At 40.2% G+C, this 15,434-nt stretch carries 19 protein-coding genes; 7 read left to right on the top strand and 12 right to left on the bottom strand.

Going from position 1 to position 15,434, the window contains the following annotated elements; all coding sequences use genetic code 11:
• Positions 1 to 5 precede the first annotated feature (5 nt).
• Positions 6 to 1,328 carry a PhoH family protein gene (locus BAE31_RS03820; RefSeq protein WP_034281649.1) on the bottom strand — a complete coding sequence of 441 codons (1,323 nt, stop codon included), beginning with the start codon at positions 1,326 to 1,328 and terminating at the stop codon, positions 6 to 8.
• 140 nt (positions 1,329 to 1,468) lie between these two features.
• Between BAE31_RS03820 and BAE31_RS03815 the strand changes: the two genes are divergently transcribed.
• Both BAE31_RS03815 and BAE31_RS03810 read left to right on the top strand, forming a co-directional pair.
• Entirely contained in the window at positions 1,469 to 2,086 is a 618-nt protein-coding gene (locus tag BAE31_RS03815; RefSeq protein ID WP_041108870.1) for a YhcN/YlaJ family sporulation lipoprotein, read from the top strand.
• A gap of 102 nt (positions 2,087 to 2,188) precedes the next feature.
• Entirely contained in the window at positions 2,189 to 2,419 is a 231-nt protein-coding gene (locus BAE31_RS03810; RefSeq protein WP_024424769.1) for a YlaI family protein, read from the top strand.
• 31 nt (positions 2,420 to 2,450) lie between these two features.
• Here BAE31_RS03810 and BAE31_RS03805 read toward each other — a convergent pair whose 3' ends face one another.
• Both BAE31_RS03805 and typA read right to left on the bottom strand, forming a co-directional pair.
• Positions 2,451 to 2,732: a YlaH-like family protein gene (locus BAE31_RS03805; RefSeq protein WP_051009092.1), complete on the bottom strand. Its 282-nt coding sequence runs from the start codon at positions 2,730 to 2,732 to the stop codon at positions 2,451 to 2,453.
• Positions 2,733 to 2,828: 96 nt separating this feature from the next.
• The gene (typA, locus tag BAE31_RS03800; protein ID WP_041084955.1) at positions 2,829 to 4,667 is read right to left on the bottom strand and encodes a translational GTPase TypA; all 1,839 of its coding nucleotides are present in this window, start codon (positions 4,665 to 4,667) and stop codon (positions 2,829 to 2,831) included.
• Between the two features lie 113 nt (positions 4,668 to 4,780).
• Between typA and BAE31_RS03795 the strand changes: the two genes are divergently transcribed.
• Both BAE31_RS03795 and BAE31_RS03790 read left to right on the top strand, forming a co-directional pair.
• The gene (locus tag BAE31_RS03795; RefSeq protein ID WP_024424767.1) at positions 4,781 to 4,960 is read left to right on the top strand and encodes a DUF5325 family protein; all 180 of its coding nucleotides are present in this window, start codon (positions 4,781 to 4,783) and stop codon (positions 4,958 to 4,960) included.
• A 275-nt stretch (positions 4,961 to 5,235) separates the two neighbouring features.
• Positions 5,236 to 5,871, top strand: coding sequence for a hypothetical protein (locus BAE31_RS03790; RefSeq protein ID WP_041108868.1), 636 nt, complete (start codon positions 5,236 to 5,238; stop codon positions 5,869 to 5,871).
• 42 nt (positions 5,872 to 5,913) lie between these two features.
• Here the strand turns inward: BAE31_RS03790 and BAE31_RS03785 are convergent, their stop codons facing one another.
• The 6 genes from BAE31_RS03785 to BAE31_RS03760 all read right to left on the bottom strand — a co-directional run bounded on the left by BAE31_RS03785 (position 5,914) and on the right by BAE31_RS03760 (position 10,149).
• On the bottom strand, positions 5,914 to 6,210 hold the full coding sequence (locus tag BAE31_RS03785; RefSeq protein ID WP_041108866.1) for an anti-sigma factor family protein: 297 nt from the start codon (positions 6,208 to 6,210) through the stop codon (positions 5,914 to 5,916).
• Entirely contained in the window at positions 6,207 to 6,725 is a 519-nt protein-coding gene (locus BAE31_RS03780; protein ID WP_041109739.1) for a sigma-70 family RNA polymerase sigma factor, read from the bottom strand. Before BAE31_RS03780 ends, BAE31_RS03785 begins: the two co-directional genes overlap by 4 nt.
• Positions 6,725 to 6,988, bottom strand: a complete 264-nt coding sequence (locus BAE31_RS03775) for a hypothetical protein (RefSeq protein ID WP_041108864.1) — start codon at positions 6,986 to 6,988, stop codon at positions 6,725 to 6,727. The genes BAE31_RS03780 and BAE31_RS03775 overlap by 1 nt, the downstream gene beginning before the upstream one ends.
• Positions 6,978 to 8,909, bottom strand: coding sequence for a hypothetical protein (locus BAE31_RS03770; RefSeq protein WP_076839505.1), 1,932 nt, complete (start codon positions 8,907 to 8,909; stop codon positions 6,978 to 6,980). The genes BAE31_RS03775 and BAE31_RS03770 overlap by 11 nt, the downstream gene beginning before the upstream one ends.
• Positions 8,910 to 9,020: 111 nt before the next feature.
• A complete protein-coding gene (locus BAE31_RS03765; protein WP_076839503.1) occupies positions 9,021 to 9,827 on the bottom strand; it encodes an inositol monophosphatase family protein in 807 nt (268 codons plus the stop codon).
• A 133-nt stretch (positions 9,828 to 9,960) separates the two neighbouring features.
• Entirely contained in the window at positions 9,961 to 10,149 is a 189-nt protein-coding gene (locus BAE31_RS03760; RefSeq protein ID WP_076839501.1) for a hypothetical protein, read from the bottom strand.
• Between the two features lie 287 nt (positions 10,150 to 10,436).
• On the opposite strand from BAE31_RS03760, the gene BAE31_RS03755 reads away from it, so the two are divergent.
• On the top strand, positions 10,437 to 11,072 hold the full coding sequence (locus BAE31_RS03755; RefSeq protein ID WP_024426894.1) for a DUF1054 domain-containing protein: 636 nt from the start codon (positions 10,437 to 10,439) through the stop codon (positions 11,070 to 11,072).
• A 27-nt stretch (positions 11,073 to 11,099) separates the two neighbouring features.
• Here the strand turns inward: BAE31_RS03755 and BAE31_RS03750 are convergent, their stop codons facing one another.
• Complete coding sequence (locus BAE31_RS03750) at positions 11,100 to 11,369, bottom strand: UPF0223 family protein (RefSeq protein WP_076839499.1); 270 nt, start codon at positions 11,367 to 11,369, stop codon at positions 11,100 to 11,102.
• 190 nt (positions 11,370 to 11,559) lie between these two features.
• Between BAE31_RS03750 and BAE31_RS03745 the strand changes: the two genes are divergently transcribed.
• A complete protein-coding gene (locus BAE31_RS03745; protein ID WP_139336367.1) occupies positions 11,560 to 13,032 on the top strand; it encodes an aminotransferase class I/II-fold pyridoxal phosphate-dependent enzyme in 1,473 nt (490 codons plus the stop codon).
• A 43-nt stretch (positions 13,033 to 13,075) separates the two neighbouring features.
• On the opposite strand, the gene BAE31_RS03740 is transcribed toward BAE31_RS03745, so the two are convergent.
• Positions 13,076 to 13,195: a GapA-binding peptide SR1P gene (locus tag BAE31_RS03740; protein ID WP_003212464.1), complete on the bottom strand. Its 120-nt coding sequence runs from the start codon at positions 13,193 to 13,195 to the stop codon at positions 13,076 to 13,078.
• Positions 13,196 to 13,511: 316 nt separating this feature from the next.
• Here BAE31_RS03740 and BAE31_RS03730 point away from each other — a divergent pair, with 316 nt between their 5' ends.
• Positions 13,512 to 13,892 (top strand): hypothetical protein, encoded by a 381-nt coding sequence (locus tag BAE31_RS03730; protein ID WP_226014930.1) that lies wholly within the window; start codon positions 13,512 to 13,514, stop codon positions 13,890 to 13,892.
• Between the two features lie 126 nt (positions 13,893 to 14,018).
• Here BAE31_RS03730 and lpdA read toward each other — a convergent pair whose 3' ends face one another.
• Positions 14,019 to 15,431 carry a dihydrolipoyl dehydrogenase gene (gene lpdA / locus BAE31_RS03725; RefSeq protein ID WP_039178233.1) on the bottom strand — a complete coding sequence of 471 codons (1,413 nt, stop codon included), beginning with the start codon at positions 15,429 to 15,431 and terminating at the stop codon, positions 14,019 to 14,021.
• Positions 15,432 to 15,434 lie beyond the last annotated feature (3 nt).

The raw sequence follows: 15,434 nt of genomic DNA, 5'->3' as shown, positions 1-15,434 counted from the left end.
CTGGACTACAGCAAATCAGCTGCAAGCTGTGCAAGTCCAGACCTTTCTCCTTTGACAAGCTTGACATGTCCAGATATTTGCTGTCCTTTGAACCGCTCAATGACATACGTAAGCCCATTATTTAAGCTGTCTAAATAAGGATGATCAATCTGCTCCGGGTCCCCCATCAGCACAATTTTACTTCCCTCTCCGACGCGCGTTAATAATGTTTTTACCTCGTGTTTCGTTAAATTCTGTGCCTCATCAATGATAATAAATTGATCAGGGATACTTCTTCCGCGGATATACGTTAAAGCTTCCACTTGAATAGAACCAATTCCCGCCAAAATCGCATCAAGTTCACCAGGTTTTTTTGTATTAAATAAAAATTCTAAGTTGTCATAGATCGGCTGCATCCATGGTCTGAGTTTCTCTTCCTTTTCACCTGGCAAGTAGCCTAAGTCCTTGCCGACAGGAACAATGGAACGGGCTACGATCAGCTTTTTAAACATGCCGAGATCCTCTGTCTGCATTAATCCGGCAGCCAGTGCAAGGAGTGTTTTACCCGTACCCGCTTTTCCGATCAATGTTACAAGCGGAATATCACGGCGCAATAGCAGCTCTAGGGCCATCGTCTGCTGAACATTTTTCGGACGGATTCCCCAAACATGCTCTTGATCATAAATGAGGCGTTTCACGTTCTCGGCTTTTTGATCAAGCATTCCTAAAGCAGAGCCGCCTTCATTCCCCTTCATAATGACGAATTGATGTGGGTTTAATGGTGCACTTGTGACTTCTTTTATCGGCAATTGACTTTGCTTATAAAATGTATTCAATTGCTCCGTCGGAATATAGAGCTCATGATAGCCGTTATCAATGTCTTCGTTTTGCAGCACACGGTCACTTAAGAAGTCCTCTGCTTGGAGACCTATAGCATCTGCCTTTACCCTGACTAAGACATCCTTACTGACCAAAATGACAGGCCGGCCGTGAGGCTTTGTTTCTTCCTCTAAGCTCAAATTTTTCGCGACAGCCAAAATCCGATTATCGTTCGTTTTTTCAATAAAAATTTCTTGAAGTTCATGGAAAGAGCGGTGATTCAGCTCGATGCGCAGCGTCCCTTTTGACTCTAGCGTAATTTTTTCATGCAGTTTCCCTTTCGATCTCAAACCGTCGATTAAACGTGAGACGCGCCGGGCGTTTTGCCCAACCTCGTCCATGTATCTCTTTTTCGAGTCTACTTCTTCTAACACAACGGCCGGAATGACGACCTCGTTGTCTTCAAATGAAAAGATTGAATTCGGATCCTGTAATAACACATTTGTGTCTAATACATAAATTTTACTCAGGTCCTTCGCCTCCTGATCGGGGTTTCATTCATCCTTGTCTTTCCCAAAACGATTGTTAAAATATATGTTTTCATGAATAAAGTTAGAAGGTTAATTCAACAATAAAATAAATCATGCAGTTTGTGAAGGAGGGAATATAAATGCGACTATTTTTGACATTATTCATGATTCAAACGATCATTCTGTTAGGCGCTTGCCAGCAGCAGGAAAAGCCAGAGGCGCTGGACAAGCAAGATGGACGCCAGCACTTAGTACGGGTGTCAGACTCATCGAAGAAAAAGACAAATCAAGCCCGCCCATCTACAGATGTTGCGGAGCATCTTGTCAATGTGACAGAGCACGTAGCAGATGTCAATGATGCAACGGCAATCGTCATCGGCCGTTATGCTGTTGTAGGTATTGATGTAAAAAATGATTTAGATAGAAGCAAAGTAGAAACCATTAAATATTCAGTTGCAAAAGCGCTGAGAAATGACCCGGAAGGTGCAAATGCTGTTGTGGTTGCTGATCCGGATACAGTCAGCCGTTTAAAAGAAATGGGCAAAGAAATCCAAGCAGGCCGTCCTGTAAGCGGTATTATGGATGAACTGGCTGCCATTGTCGGCCGCGTGATGCCAGAGATGCCGAGAAATGAGATCGACCGTAACGAAAAGGATCCGACAAATGATCCGAATAATCAGCTCAAAGAACAGGATCAAAAGCAGTTAGAAAAAAATCAAAACGACCAATCAAACCATCATATGAATCAGAAGAACTAATGAGAACGGCTTATATCTCCTGTGATATAAGCCTTTTTCTACGCTGATTTTAAGTAGCTGGAAAACATGCTATAATAAATGCAATAAAGTGAGGTGAAAATGATGAGAGTGAAGTGCTCATTATGTGAAAAGCTTGAAACCATTGATGATGATACACTTGTTGCTAAACGGTTAAGAAACCGGCCCATTCATACATATATGTGCGATGACTGCCAAGAACGCATTAAAATAAAGACTGAAGCTCGCATCAAAACTGGCAGATTCTCTCTTTATCAGGATCCTGCGACGAAAGAGAAAAAGAAGAAAAAAGGAAAGAAAGAACAAAAGACATAAAAAAAGACCTGACACATGTTCAGGTCTTTTTTTACGTACTGACTGTTCCTTCTTTTTTCGCACGATGCAACCGTATTTTATAAATAATCAAAATGGCAGCTGCCACAACCAGTCCTTCCGCTACCGGCAGGAAGATTCCTAGAAATGTGAGAAACGTGCAGCCAAAAATCAAAAACAAATAAATTACGAGCGCTTTTAAAATCGGTAAACGTCTTGCAAAGCCGAGCTTAAAAACAATAATCGCTAAAACAAGGATGGTGCCATATAGGAGCCACATCCCTGTTTGCGGATTTTCATCGACACGAAACAGCATCGCGAAAAAGGATAAATTTTCACTTACTTCCTGATCATTCAAAAAGATTCCCTCCCCTTATCTTTCAGGGTTCTATCTTTTTAATTCTTCATGGAATTAAGATAATCCTGCTAGCTTTTTCTTCTTCGCTGCTTTCTCACGTTCGTTTTTGTCTAAAATTTTCTTTCTAAGACGAATTGATTCAGGTGTAACCTCACAGTATTCGTCTTCATTCAAGTACTCAAGAGATTCCTCAAGTGACATAATACGAGGTTTTTTCATGCTAACCGTTTGATCTTTCGTCGCTGAACGTACGTTTGTTTGTTGTTTCATACGGCTTACGTTTACAACAAGGTCGTTCTCACGGTTATGCTCCCCAACGATCATGCCTTGGTATACTTCAGTACCCGGCTCAACAAAGATCACACCGCGCTCTTCCACGCCTTGGATTCCGTAAGCAGTCGCTTTACCTGTTTCCATTGAAACAAGTACACCTTGACGGCGTCCGCCAACTTGACCAGACTGCATTGGCTGGTAGCTGTCAAACGTATGGTTCAAAATACCAAAACCACGAGTTAATGAAAGAAATTCAGTTGTATATCCAATTAAACCACGTGATGGCACTGTAAAGATCAGGCGAACTTGACCGTTACCATTATTGATCATGTCAATCATTTCACCTTTTCTTGCACCCATTGATTCCATAACAGAGCCAGTATGCTCTTCTGGTACATCAATTTGAACGCGCTCTACAGGCTCACATCGAACACCATCAACTTCTTTTACAATAACTTCTGGCTTCGATACTTGTAATTCAAAACCTTCACGTCTCATATTCTCAATGAGAATGGATAAGTGAAGCTCTCCGCGTCCAGAAACAACCCAAGCATCAGGTGAATCAGTTGGATCTACACGAAGACTGACATCTGTTTGAAGCTGCTGCTCTAAACGCTCTTCGATTTTACGTGATGTCACGTATTTTCCTTCACGGCCTGCAAATGGGCTGTTGTTTACAACAAACGTCATTTGAAGTGTCGGCTCATCAATACGAAGGATTGGAAGTGCTTCTTGGTGTTCTACCGGACAAACCGTTTCACCTACGTTGATGTCTTCCATTCCAGATACAGCGACAAGATCTCCCGCTTTCGCTTCGTTGATTTCCACTCGTTTTAACCCTTGGAAACCAAAGATCTTTGTTACACGGAATTGTTTCACAGTGCCGTCGACTTTCATCAAGGCTACCTGCTGTCCTACTTGCATTGTTCCTCTGAATACACGGCCAATTCCAATTCTGCCAACATAATCATTGTAATCAAGTAGTGCCACTTGGAATTGAAGCGGCTCTTCATGGTTATCAACTGGGCAAGGAATATGGTTCACAATGGCTTCAAACAAAGATTCCATGTTTTCATCTTGCTTGCTCGCATCATTACTTGCTGTACCATTGATTGCTGATGCATAGACAACTGGGAATTCAAGCTGTTCTTCTGTTGCATCCAATTCAATAAACAAGTCGATTACTTCATCGACTACTTCAGCCGGACGAGCAAAGTCGCGGTCAATTTTATTGACGACAACGATTGGTGTTAAGTTTTGCTCAAGTGCTTTTTTCAGCACAAAGCGTGTTTGAGGCATACAGCCTTCATAAGCATCCACAACGAGGAGTACACCATCTACCATTTTCATGATACGCTCAACTTCACCACCGAAATCGGCGTGTCCTGGTGTATCTAAAATATTAATGCGTGTATCTTTATAATGGATCGCAGTATTTTTAGCTAAAATCGTAATACCGCGCTCTCGCTCTAAATCATTTGAATCCATGGCTCTCTCAGCGATATTTTCATTCGCACGGAAAGTACCAGCTTGATGGAGCAATTGGTCAACAAGCGTCGTTTTACCATGGTCAACGTGGGCAATAATTGCGATGTTGCGAAGGTCTTTTCGAAGTTTCACATTTTCATCTCCTAAAATAATTAGATAACTTTCATATTATATCACAATCCCCTTTAAATGCCGATCGTTTTTCTGTAAACTTATATTAACTCTAAAAAAAGGGATGAAGACAAATGAAACAAATCAAATGGCTTCTATTATTATGTGCATTACTTGCAGTTGTCAGTATGGCGTTTATTGGGGTATCTCTTGCAGAAAAAAACATACTGGGCATATGTTTAAGTATCGTGTTCGCCATGATTTTCATGGGTACAGGATTTACATTAAAAAGAAAATTAAACGTGCAATCATAAAATTAGTTAAAAGCCTTTTACATTCTATATGTAGAAGGCTTTTTATTTTGAGTAAAAACAAGACAAATCACCTATGAAAGCTCCATTTTTCAGACGGAACGTATCTTGAAGAATTGACAAAAGTAAGCAATCTGAACCCCTCTATTTATCGACAAGAACTTTTATAGTTCTCCAAAATCAAACATAAAGTTACAATTTTCCTATTCTTCCACAAAGTTTCTCATGGTATGCTTTTCTTGCAACAAAATTTAACAGAAAAGGGAGAGAAAAGAAGCATGAAGAAGTTTTTGAGCAAATCGCTCAGCTCTGTTGTATTTTTCGCTTTAGCTATCATTCTTACTTTCACAACAGTAGCTCCTGGGCAAGCAAGCGCTGCAACTTTCAAAGGAATTCCTTTTGAACAGCAGCAAATCATTAAAGAATTATTGGAGAAAAACGAGCGTGTCATCAACATTCTCATCAATTCATTTGTTGAGGAAGACAACAACTACACATTTGATGTGAAAAAAGCTGTTGAGCTCGGACTAACTGAAGAAGAAGCGGCGACTGCTGAGAAATTCTTAGATCGCGCAGCTGTTCTTACAATCGTTTTCAGTGAAAGCATCACTAAAAACGAAAAAGGAAAATTGGTTTTTGATGCAGCAAAAGCTGTTGAACTTGGTCTTACAAAAGAAGAAGCGGCTAAATTCGAAAAGCTTTTCAAATCAGTGATCAGAATTGCTGATCTTGCTGGCGATGCCCTTGTTCTAGACAAAAAAGGAAACGTTGTGATTGATTCAAAAATCGCAAAAGGTCTTGGATTCAGCTCTACTGAATTACTTGTTTTCAACCAAATGCTTAAGAAAATTCCTCAAGAGCAATTAAAAGTGTTCTATGATGCAGTTCAAATTGCGAAAGAAAAATTAAGCTAAGCTCAGAAAAACCCCCACCTGGTTCATCCAGATGGGGGTTTTTTATTTCAGCCAATAAAGAATGATCATCATGACGTATCCTATACAAAACGCGATACTTGCTCGATATAGCAGCTTGCCATAGTAGCGCTTTTCAAATTTTCTTTTTTCTTCCTTTTCATCTATATATGGCACGAGATCAGGAGTCTGTATAAGGATTATTGGCTCTTTCATTTCGTGATAAAGGTGACGGCAGCTCTCGCAGGATTGTATGTGATCTGCAACAATTTTATTTGTTTCTGCACTCGTGTCCCCCTCTATATAAAGTGGTAACAATTCTTCAATCAAATAACAGCTCATTTATTGAACTCCTCACAATGTAGCATTCGCTTCAGCTCTAATCTGGCTCGATGAAGGGTTGTTTTGACTTTAGATAAAGTCCAATTCAAAATTTCAGCTACTTCTTCATATGACAATTCTTGAATATCTCTTAAAATGAGGACCTCCCGATATGAATCCTTCAGCTGATGAATATGATGCCACAGCCTTTCGATGTCAGCTTGTGTTTCGATGTAATCTTCTGGTGTTGTGAACGACTGCTGCTCTAAGAAATCTATTTCCTCTACGTTTGTAAAAGTCCATTTTATTTTTCGGCGATAATCATTCACAAATGTGTGATACGCAATGGTATAAAGCCATGTTTTCATACTAGAATGTCCCTTAAAGGAGGACAACCCATGCAGTGCCTTCATAAATACGTCCTGTGCAAGGTCCTTGGCCGTTTCCATATTTCCCGTCCGGCGATATAAATATTTAGTGATTTCCTGAAAATATTCTTCATAGATTTTTTCAATTTGGTCTGCTGGTCTGGACATCAAAAATAAAACCACACAGTCATCCAAATCGATAAAACGATAAAAAAGAAGTATAACGAGTAAATAAACCCTTTCATGCGTTTTAAATCGTCATAGTCATTCTGACTTTCCATCGGCGCTGAAGACTGCTTTTTACCCGCGACCACTTGCTGAAATTGCTGTTCGTGTGCCTTCATCCAGCTGGCTGCCTCGCCTCCCAGATCCCCTTCTTGATACAGTTCATATAAGTCTTGAAAGATGGCTTGTTTTTCTTTATCTGTCAAAACGATGCACCTCTTTTGTTCGTCCATTCACTTCATAGATTTTATGCTCATTTGATCCGAAGGTTTGTATGATGACAAGCCATGAAATGTCGATATTCCCTTCTTTGTCGATCATCCTCACAGGTTTTATTTGCTTTTTATAGATCGTAGATGGTTTATACCTCTTAAGTACTTGCTGATAGACGTCTTCCCGATCTTGATTAGATACTGCGTGCGGGATAGAAGAAGCTGATTGCGATTGCACTCTCAACTCAATTCCATCATCCCCTTTAAATAGATTGATGACATGAGAGGAGTGGTTAAATGTAAATTGTTTGCTTTCACTAGTGCCTGTTTCTTTTCTTATGTCTTTTGGCTTTTTCCCTATGATTTTTAACAAATCTTCATCGCTGACGTTCCCTTTTTTCTGTTGAAGAAACGCTTTTGACAGCTTAAAGCTGATAACTTCTTTTGTTGAGCCATTAAACAGAAACTCCGATTGATCTTTAGTTGTGACCCTCACTTCATGCTGCCAATTAAAATAAAATTCATCAATGCCTGTGATTTGATAGGCTGGCGGCTCTAGATTTAAATGTTTATAAATACTGTTGATCCTGTTTTTTATCTCCGTTTCTGTTAGATGGATTCCGTCTATATCCTTTAATTGAAAGATGGCGTTTTCGTATTGCGCTTGTCGAAGGGTCCCTTTTTTCCAAGTGGCAAACGCAAAGCTGTCACGTTCATTCTGAGACATTTTTGGCAGAAGAAGAACATTCGTCTCTCCGTCTTTTTTTTGTACAGCCAATTGAATGCGATGTAGATCGATTGACCGCCCGCTTTTTTCGAAAAATTCAATGGTTTTTTTCCTATATTCTTTATCGGTCAGCCCCTTTCCCTCTACACGACCTCGATAAGAATATCCGCTTAATTCACCTGTAAACGCAGATATATTCACTTCATACTGATCATCTGCAAACACGTAATGATATGGGATAGGCTGATGACTAGCATTTAAATAAAGCGATTGATCTTCTGGTACAAATTTTGAAGCGAATGCTTTTGCACTTACTGCTGATAAAGGGCGATATTCTTGTGAAAAAGTATCTACCAGTTCCGTTTTGGTAAATTGGAACATGGTATGAGGAATATTGACAACCGGGTTGAGTAACAGCAGAAAAAAGACAGTTATACAACCAGCGCCCCACTGCCTTAATCTCAGCTTGTCCCGTAGTAAAGCAGATAACAAATCAATCGTCATTAAGCTTCCTGCTGCTGCCGCTAAAATGACAATCGATTTAAATGAAGATTGGAGCTCATGCTTCGAGATAGAAGGATAAAATATATAAACCAAGGCTGCGAAAATCAAGCCATAGAACAAAAGCAATTCCTTCCACTTTCGCTGCCAAAACAAGCGAAAGAAATTGTGCAGCAACAAAGCGGCAAAGCAAGCCATAGCCAAAATGGTGATCATATCTCTCCATACTAGCCCCGTATCACCGCTAAGAAAGAACTTTTTGCTTTCAGCAAACACAATAAACACTGTTTGACATAAAGGCAGAAGTAATACAGATAAATCAAAAACAAAGAACATACCTTTATTTTTTAAATAAGGAAGAGTAATCACATAGTACAGTGATGCAAGCAAGACATACCCATAGATGAGAAATTGCATGAAATCTGTCAGCACTTCAAATGTTTCGATCGTATACTGTCTAGCTAGGACTTGGTGGATCATTTCAACTGTTATACCGCCAAGCAGAACAACTCTTAATACGATTCCAGCATAGAATGCATAACCACTCTTCTTTTCTTTCCATATGGGAAGTGTCATGAAAAGGACAAATAGTCCAAGTACACACCATTGAATGATGTGGATACTGTACTCGTTTAAAATAAAATACCTTTCAAAATGGAGCGATAAATCACTAAACAAATCAAACATTGATACACAATCCTTTACATGAAATTAAGGCCTCATTCGTATAGACATCCGCCTTACCAAAAAGTTTCAGGAAAAACAAAAAATCACTTCATTCTCATGAAGTGATGTTGTTTATTTTTTATTTCCGCTTCCTTTTATGTAATCATGCAAGATTTTTTCACAAATGGATCGATTTCCAGCCACTATACTGTTTTTGTCTAGGAACGTAAGACGTTCTCCGTGAATATTTGAGTAAACGGCCCCTACTTCATCAAGCAGTACGCAGCCAGCTGCATAATCCCACGGCGCAAGCCTTAAGGTGACATATGCGTCACTTCTGCCGCTTGCAATATAAGCAAGCTCAAGGGCAGCTGATCCAATCGTTCGTGTCCCTCTCACGTCACGCACAAGACGGGCAAATGGTTTGGCGTCAAAATAAGGGCTTTCAATCGCCCATGTCGGATTAATACCCACAATGGCTTTTTCAATCTCCACATCTTTTAATGGAGGGAGCAGGATATCGTTCATATAGGCTCCTTCTCCTTTAATGGCATGGTAGAGCTCGTCATGAATGACGTCATAAATAAGACCGACTTTCCCCACACCATTTTCAAATATCCCGATTGAAATGGCAAAGTTGCGCTTTTGATGGACAAAGTTCATTGTGCCATCGATCGGATCAATGATCCACACAATTCCATCGAGTGAGGTGACCTCTTCCCCTTGTCCCTCTTCTCCTAAAATGTGATGATCTGAAAATGTCGACTGTATTTTTTCAATAAAAAAACGTTCTGTTTCTTTATCGATATTCGTGACTAGATCATTTGGATTTGATTTTGTTTCAATTGATAGACCTTCCTGCATGGACGCTTTAATACGGCTCCCTGCTTCTTTTACCCAGAGCTTTGCAAGACGGTCAATTTCCACCCAGTTTGTCATCAGATTGTAAACCTCTTTTCTATGTAGGACCTATTTGTAATAGCATACTGATATTATGTACGTAAAAGCAAGAAAAAAGCAGCTTCATACAAAAACGAACCGATGAATTGGTTCGTTTTTACCTCACCCTGTTTTACCCTTGAAGCTGCTCCCATTCTTTTCTTAGGCGCTCAAGCTTTCGTTTGCTGCGTTCGATTTGGGTGTCATCTTTTTGTTCGATGGCTTCATGAAGCGTAGAAAGCTCATAATCAACCTCTAATCTCCACACAGCGATGCGATTTTTCTTCTCCTGTCTATACCCCTGCTTCACGATTTGCTTCATTGGTCAACGCCCCTTCCAGAGAATGATTCATTCCTTGTCAGTTTTCATTGATAAAAAATTCAATCGATAAGAGAAATGGTTCTTGCTTATATCGTATGAAGCGATCGCATAACCGCAACGACATTCTGAAAATTGTGTCTTTACCTATTAATGATGTACCACAAAATGAAAGGTTTTAAACGCTGCACCACGCCCTTTACAATCTTTTATCTGACGGTGCATCTTTTTTTGAGCTTGACCCAAGCTATGATAAAATATGATCAGCGAAAAGATACAGGAGGCATAACATGAGTGAAATGCGTTTTAGAGATGAAGATTTTGAAACATTCACAGTTGATGGTTTAGATGAACGAATGACTGTATTAAAAGAAAGAGTCCGTCCAAAGCTTGAGGCACTTGGCGAACATTTTGCACCACTTCTTTCTTCTATTACAGGAGACGAAATGTTTGTACACGTCGCAAAGCATGCTAGAAGATCTGTCAACCCACCAAATGATACATGGGTTGCTTTTGCAAACAGTAAGCGCGGATATAAAAAACTCCCTCATTTTCAAATTGGGCTTTGGAAAACACATGTCTTTGTCTGGTTTGCGCTCATTTATGAATCTCCAGTGAAAGGTGAGTACGGCCAGTTATTTGAAAAAGAGCTAGACACCATCCAGCAGAAAATACCGCAAGATTTTGTTTGGTCTAAAGATCATATGAAACCAGATGTCATGCGTCACAGCGAACTAGATTCCGAACAGCTGAAAACGCTGTTTGAACGTGTTCAAACAGTGAAGAAAGCCGAGCTTCTATGCGGCATCCAGCTGCCTAGAGAGGAAGTCGTTCAAATGAATAATGAAGAATTCCTATCGAAAATCGAAAATGCCTTCCGCACGCTGACGTATCTATACCGCTTCACACAGAAAGAATCTGTATAAAAAAACGAGCCCTTATCGGCTCGTTTTTTACATGCGTATAAGGGCTGTTTCTTCTGCCTCTCTTGCGGTTTTCACTGCACGATAAGGGGAATACCCGCTTCCCTTTTCAAACGCCGCACAATGCGTTTTTTCCTCTGCTTTTGATGGCACAACCTCTTTAAATCGTTTATAAGCATCTAATAACTCCTGCTTCGCAATTCCTTTTTCATAGGCTTTTTCAACAGCCTGAAAAAATGAAATGACCGCAATTTTTTCCTCTGTCGTCCAGTCGACATCCATTGGATATTGATATTCCATTTACTTGTCCCTCACTTTAACACTCATTTCTAATTTGAACTTTTATTATAGCATCTGTTTGATCAGAAACCGATTGATTTTATGCTTTACATTCCGATCAGTTCATAATATAATTCTTTTGTTTTATGCAATGAAATCTGCTGTAATTGGCACAATAATAGCAGGTATTTCGATGAAGGTGGGAAAGCAATTGTCACAACATGATACACCCTTATATACTGGACTAAAAAAACACGCAGCAACCAATCCAGTCCAATTTCACATTCCAGGCCATAAAAAAGGAGCCGGAATGGATCCTGAATTTAGAGCATTCATTGGCGACAATGCATTAAGCATTGACCTCATTAATATAGAACCTCTCGATGATTTACATTCACCTCGAGGGATGATAAAAGAAGCTCAGGAGCTTGCTGCTGAAGCCTTCGGTGCTGATCATACGTTTTTCTCCATTCAAGGCACAAGCGGAGCCATCATGACAATGGTGATGACGGTATGCGGACCTGGAGATAAAATTATCGTTCCGCGTAATGTCCATAAATCAATTATGTCCGCGATTGTATTTTCTGGCGCAGTTCCTGTTTTTATTCACCCAGAAATAGACAAAGAGCTTGGCATTTCTCACGGCATTACACCGGAATCAGCCAAAAAGGCGCTCACTGAGCATCCAGATGCGAAAGGTTTGCTTGTCATTAATCCAACGTATTTTGGTATTTCAGCAGACTTAAAATCAATCGTAGACATTGCCCATTCATTTGATGTGCCTGTCCTTGTCGATGAAGCACACGGTGTGCATATACATTTTCATGATGAGCTTCCCCTCTCTGCGATGCAGGCAGGTGCCGACATGGCAGCAACAAGTGTCCATAAACTCGGCGGCTCTCTTACGCAGAGCTCTATTTTAAATATGAAGGAAGGGCTTCTTTCAAAAGACCGCGTGCAATCGATTTTGAGTATGCTGACGACAACGTCCACTTCTTATTTGCTCTTAGCGTCACTTGATGTCGCTCGAAAACGATTAGCCACTGAAGGTAAGGCACTAGCTGATGAAGCCATTCGTTTGGCTGAATCAGCGAGAAACCGCTTGAATCAAATTGACGGCATTACCTGCATTGGCAAGGAAGTACTCGGTTCAGCTTCCACTTACGATTATGACCCAACGAAATTAATTATCTCTATTAAAGACCTTGGGTTAAACGGACATGATGTCGAAAAATGGCTGAGAGAAAGTTACCGAATTGAAGTAGAGCTCTCTGACCTGTACAACATTTTATGTATCGTCACTCCTGGCGATTCAGATGAGACAATTGATACGCTCGTGACGGCGATGCAGGAAATTGCCGCAGCCTCTACTTGTGAGGGCGGCAAACAAGCGGTAACGGAAGTGCTGCTGCCTGAGATCCCATCGCTTGCTATGACGCCGCGTGACGCCTTTTACGCTACAACGGAAGTCGTTCCGTTTAAGGAAGCAGTCGGCCGCATTATCGCAGAGTTTGTGATGGTATATCCGCCAGGTATTCCGATTTTTATACCAGGTGAAATTATCACAGAAGAAAATATATCGTATATCTTTAAAAATATTGAAATTGGTCTCCCTGTCCAAGGACCTGAAGATTCAACGCTTGAAATGATCCGTGTGATTAAGGAACAAAAACCAATTTTATAAAAAAGAAACATGCAGCCCCAAATGGAGCTGCATGCTTTTTTATTTATTCAGAGGCTTCATCACAGCAATGACAGTGACCACACGTTCCGTATAGCGTTGTCACTTTTTCATTTTCAAATTGATCAATGGTTTCATTGCAATCTTGACAAATAATTGTACCCACGTACATTCCCCTTTTCTTCATTCATAGTTTGAAAGCGTTTGATCTATTTCTTATTTCTATAATATGATGTCACATTTAAGTTGTCAACGGTTAATTGTATGACACATTTAATCATTTTTTATAAATATGTGCTTTTTTCTTATCATATTGAGGGAACGTTTCAATTGTATTTTGCTTCATATCAATTCTGTAACAATTGAGTAACAATCGAAAATTGTCAAAAGGGACATGATACACTAGAGTGACTAACAGGGAACAAGCTCCTAAAAATGTTGGGACAACCCCAAATGATTTTGAGGTGAATAGATTGAATTTTATGAGGACACTTCTCATTATATTCCCCATGCTCTTTGTACTTAGTTCATGCTCATTAGCGTATATCATACCGAATCAGACCGACCAAGTCCGTCATATTCAAAAACCGAGAATTCTCTTTTTTACTGATGCAGAAAACCTTGATAAAGAAAGCCCTTATTATGATGCAGTCCTCGATTTAAAAAATGAATACCCTAAGGAAATGTCAAAAATGATTGTAAAAGAAGATCGTAAAGGCTGGAAAAATGAAGTTGACGAATTACCGGCTATTTTACTTGTCAATGATGAAAAAGTGATCGTGAAGGTGGAAGGAAATGTCCGCAGTAAACAGGAGATCTTATCGCCTTTATGTCATGCTTTAGACCGCGTCAATACAAACTAATGATATTTACCTTGCACTTATATATATCCATATGAAAAAACCCCTCACCACATGAGGGGTTTTTCATATGGTGTTCAGGGCACCAAAAAAACCCTCTCCATCAAGGAGAGGGTTTCATAGGTTTCATTATTTTACGATGTGGATTGGGCTTCCGATTGCTACTTCAGCCGTTTCCATTGTAATTTCCCCTAATGTTGGGTGAGCGTGAATTGTCATAGCGATATCTTCAGCAGTCACTCCAGCTTCGATTGCAAGGCTAAGCTCTGAAATCATATCAGAAGCGCCAACACCTGCGATTTGTGCACCGATCACTAGACCATCCTCTTTACGAGTAATCATTTTCATGAAGCCATCAGTTGCATCAAGAGAAAGTGCACGTCCGTTCGCTGCGAATGGGAATTTCGCTGCAACGATTTCGATTCCTTCTGCTTTCGCTTCTGCTTCAGTGTATCCAACAGTTGCAAGTTCTGGCTCAGAGAATACAACAGCAGGAATACCAAGGTAATCAATTTCAGCTGGCTCTCCAGCGATTGCTTCAGCTGCAATTTTACCTTCGTAAGAAGCTTTGTGAGCAAGTGGTGGTCCATCAACGATGTCACCAATTGCATAGATGTTAGATACGCTTGTACGGCATTGTTTGTCTGTTTTGACAACTCCGCGGTCAGTCAATTCAACACCAACTTGCTCAAGACCAAGCTCATCAGTGTTTGGACGACGACCAACAGTCACAAGTACGTAATCAGCATCAACTGTTTTTTCTTCGCCTTTTACTTCGAACGTAACAGTGACACCATCAGATTTTTCTTCAACGCCTTTTGCAAGTGCGTTTGTATGGATTTCAACGTTTCCTTTTTTCTTCAGGTTACGTTTAACCAATGAGCTCATTTGCTTTTCGAAACCTGGAAGGATTTCGTCTCCACCTTCAAGGATCACAACTTCTGTTCCAAAGTTTGCATAAGCAGTACCAAGCTCAGTACCGATGTATCCACCACCGATGACAACTAATTTTTTAGGTACTTCTTTAAGCGCTAAAGCACCAGTTGAGTTGATCACGCGGTCTGTGTATTTAAAAGTAGGCAATTCAATTGGACGAGATCCAGTTGCAAGAATTGCATTTTTGAAAGTGTAAGTCTGTGCTGAATTTTCATCCATTACACGTACAGAGTTGCTGTCTACGAAATAAGCTTCACCTTTAACGATGTCTACTTTATTCCCTTTAAGAAGACCTTGAACTCCACCTGTTAATTTGTTTACAACAGAAGCTTTCCACTCTTGAACTTTTGTGAAATCAACTGTTACGTTTTCAGCTTTGATACCCATGTCTTCAGAATGCTTAGCATTTTCGAAACGATGGCCAGCATTGATTAATGCTTTTGAAGGAATACAGCCAACGTTTAGACATACACCGCCAAGTGTTCCTTTTTCAACGATTGTTACTTTTTGTCCAAGCTGTGCAGCACGAATAGCAGCTACATATCCACCAGGACCTGCACCGATGACAAGAGTATCTGTTTCGATTGGGAAATCTCCTACTACCATGAC

Origin of the sequence: Bacillus sp. I-2 (assembly GCF_001974945.1) — a bacterium.
GTDB classification, from domain to species: domain Bacteria; phylum Bacillota; class Bacilli; order Bacillales; family Bacillaceae; genus Bacillus; species Bacillus safensis.
This window is presented reverse-complemented; position numbering and strand designations above follow the sequence as displayed.

Bases quoted from the DNA above. Each gene is read 5' to 3' on its own strand.
- BAE31_RS03815 (WP_041108870.1), top strand. From the start codon at position 1,469: ATGCGACTATTTTTGACATTATTCATGATTCAAACGATCATTCTGTTA.
- BAE31_RS03810 (WP_024424769.1), top strand. From the start codon at position 2,189: ATGAGAGTGAAGTGCTCATTATGTGAAAAGCTTGAAACCATTGATGAT.
- BAE31_RS03805 (WP_051009092.1), bottom strand. From the start codon at position 2,732: ATGCTGTTTCGTGTCGATGAAAATCCGCAAACAGGGATGTGGCTCCTA.
- BAE31_RS03795 (WP_024424767.1), top strand. From the start codon at position 4,781: ATGAAACAAATCAAATGGCTTCTATTATTATGTGCATTACTTGCAGTT.
- BAE31_RS03790 (WP_041108868.1), top strand. From the start codon at position 5,236: ATGAAGAAGTTTTTGAGCAAATCGCTCAGCTCTGTTGTATTTTTCGCT.
- BAE31_RS03785 (WP_041108866.1), bottom strand. From the start codon at position 6,210: ATGAGCTGTTATTTGATTGAAGAATTGTTACCACTTTATATAGAGGGG.
- BAE31_RS03780 (WP_041109739.1), bottom strand. From the start codon at position 6,725: ATGTCCAGACCAGCAGACCAAATTGAAAAAATCTATGAAGAATATTTT.
- BAE31_RS03770 (WP_076839505.1), bottom strand. From the start codon at position 8,909: ATGTTTGATTTGTTTAGTGATTTATCGCTCCATTTTGAAAGGTATTTT.
- BAE31_RS03765 (WP_076839503.1), bottom strand. From the start codon at position 9,827: ATGACAAACTGGGTGGAAATTGACCGTCTTGCAAAGCTCTGGGTAAAA.
- BAE31_RS03760 (WP_076839501.1), bottom strand. From the start codon at position 10,149: ATGAAGCAAATCGTGAAGCAGGGGTATAGACAGGAGAAGAAAAATCGC.
- BAE31_RS03755 (WP_024426894.1), top strand. From the start codon at position 10,437: ATGAGTGAAATGCGTTTTAGAGATGAAGATTTTGAAACATTCACAGTT.
- BAE31_RS03750 (WP_076839499.1), bottom strand. From the start codon at position 11,369: ATGGAATATCAATATCCAATGGATGTCGACTGGACGACAGAGGAAAAA.
- BAE31_RS03730 (WP_226014930.1), top strand. From the start codon at position 13,512: ATGAGGACACTTCTCATTATATTCCCCATGCTCTTTGTACTTAGTTCA.
- lpdA (WP_039178233.1), bottom strand. From the start codon at position 15,431: ATGGTAGTAGGAGATTTCCCAATCGAAACAGATACTCTTGTCATCGGT.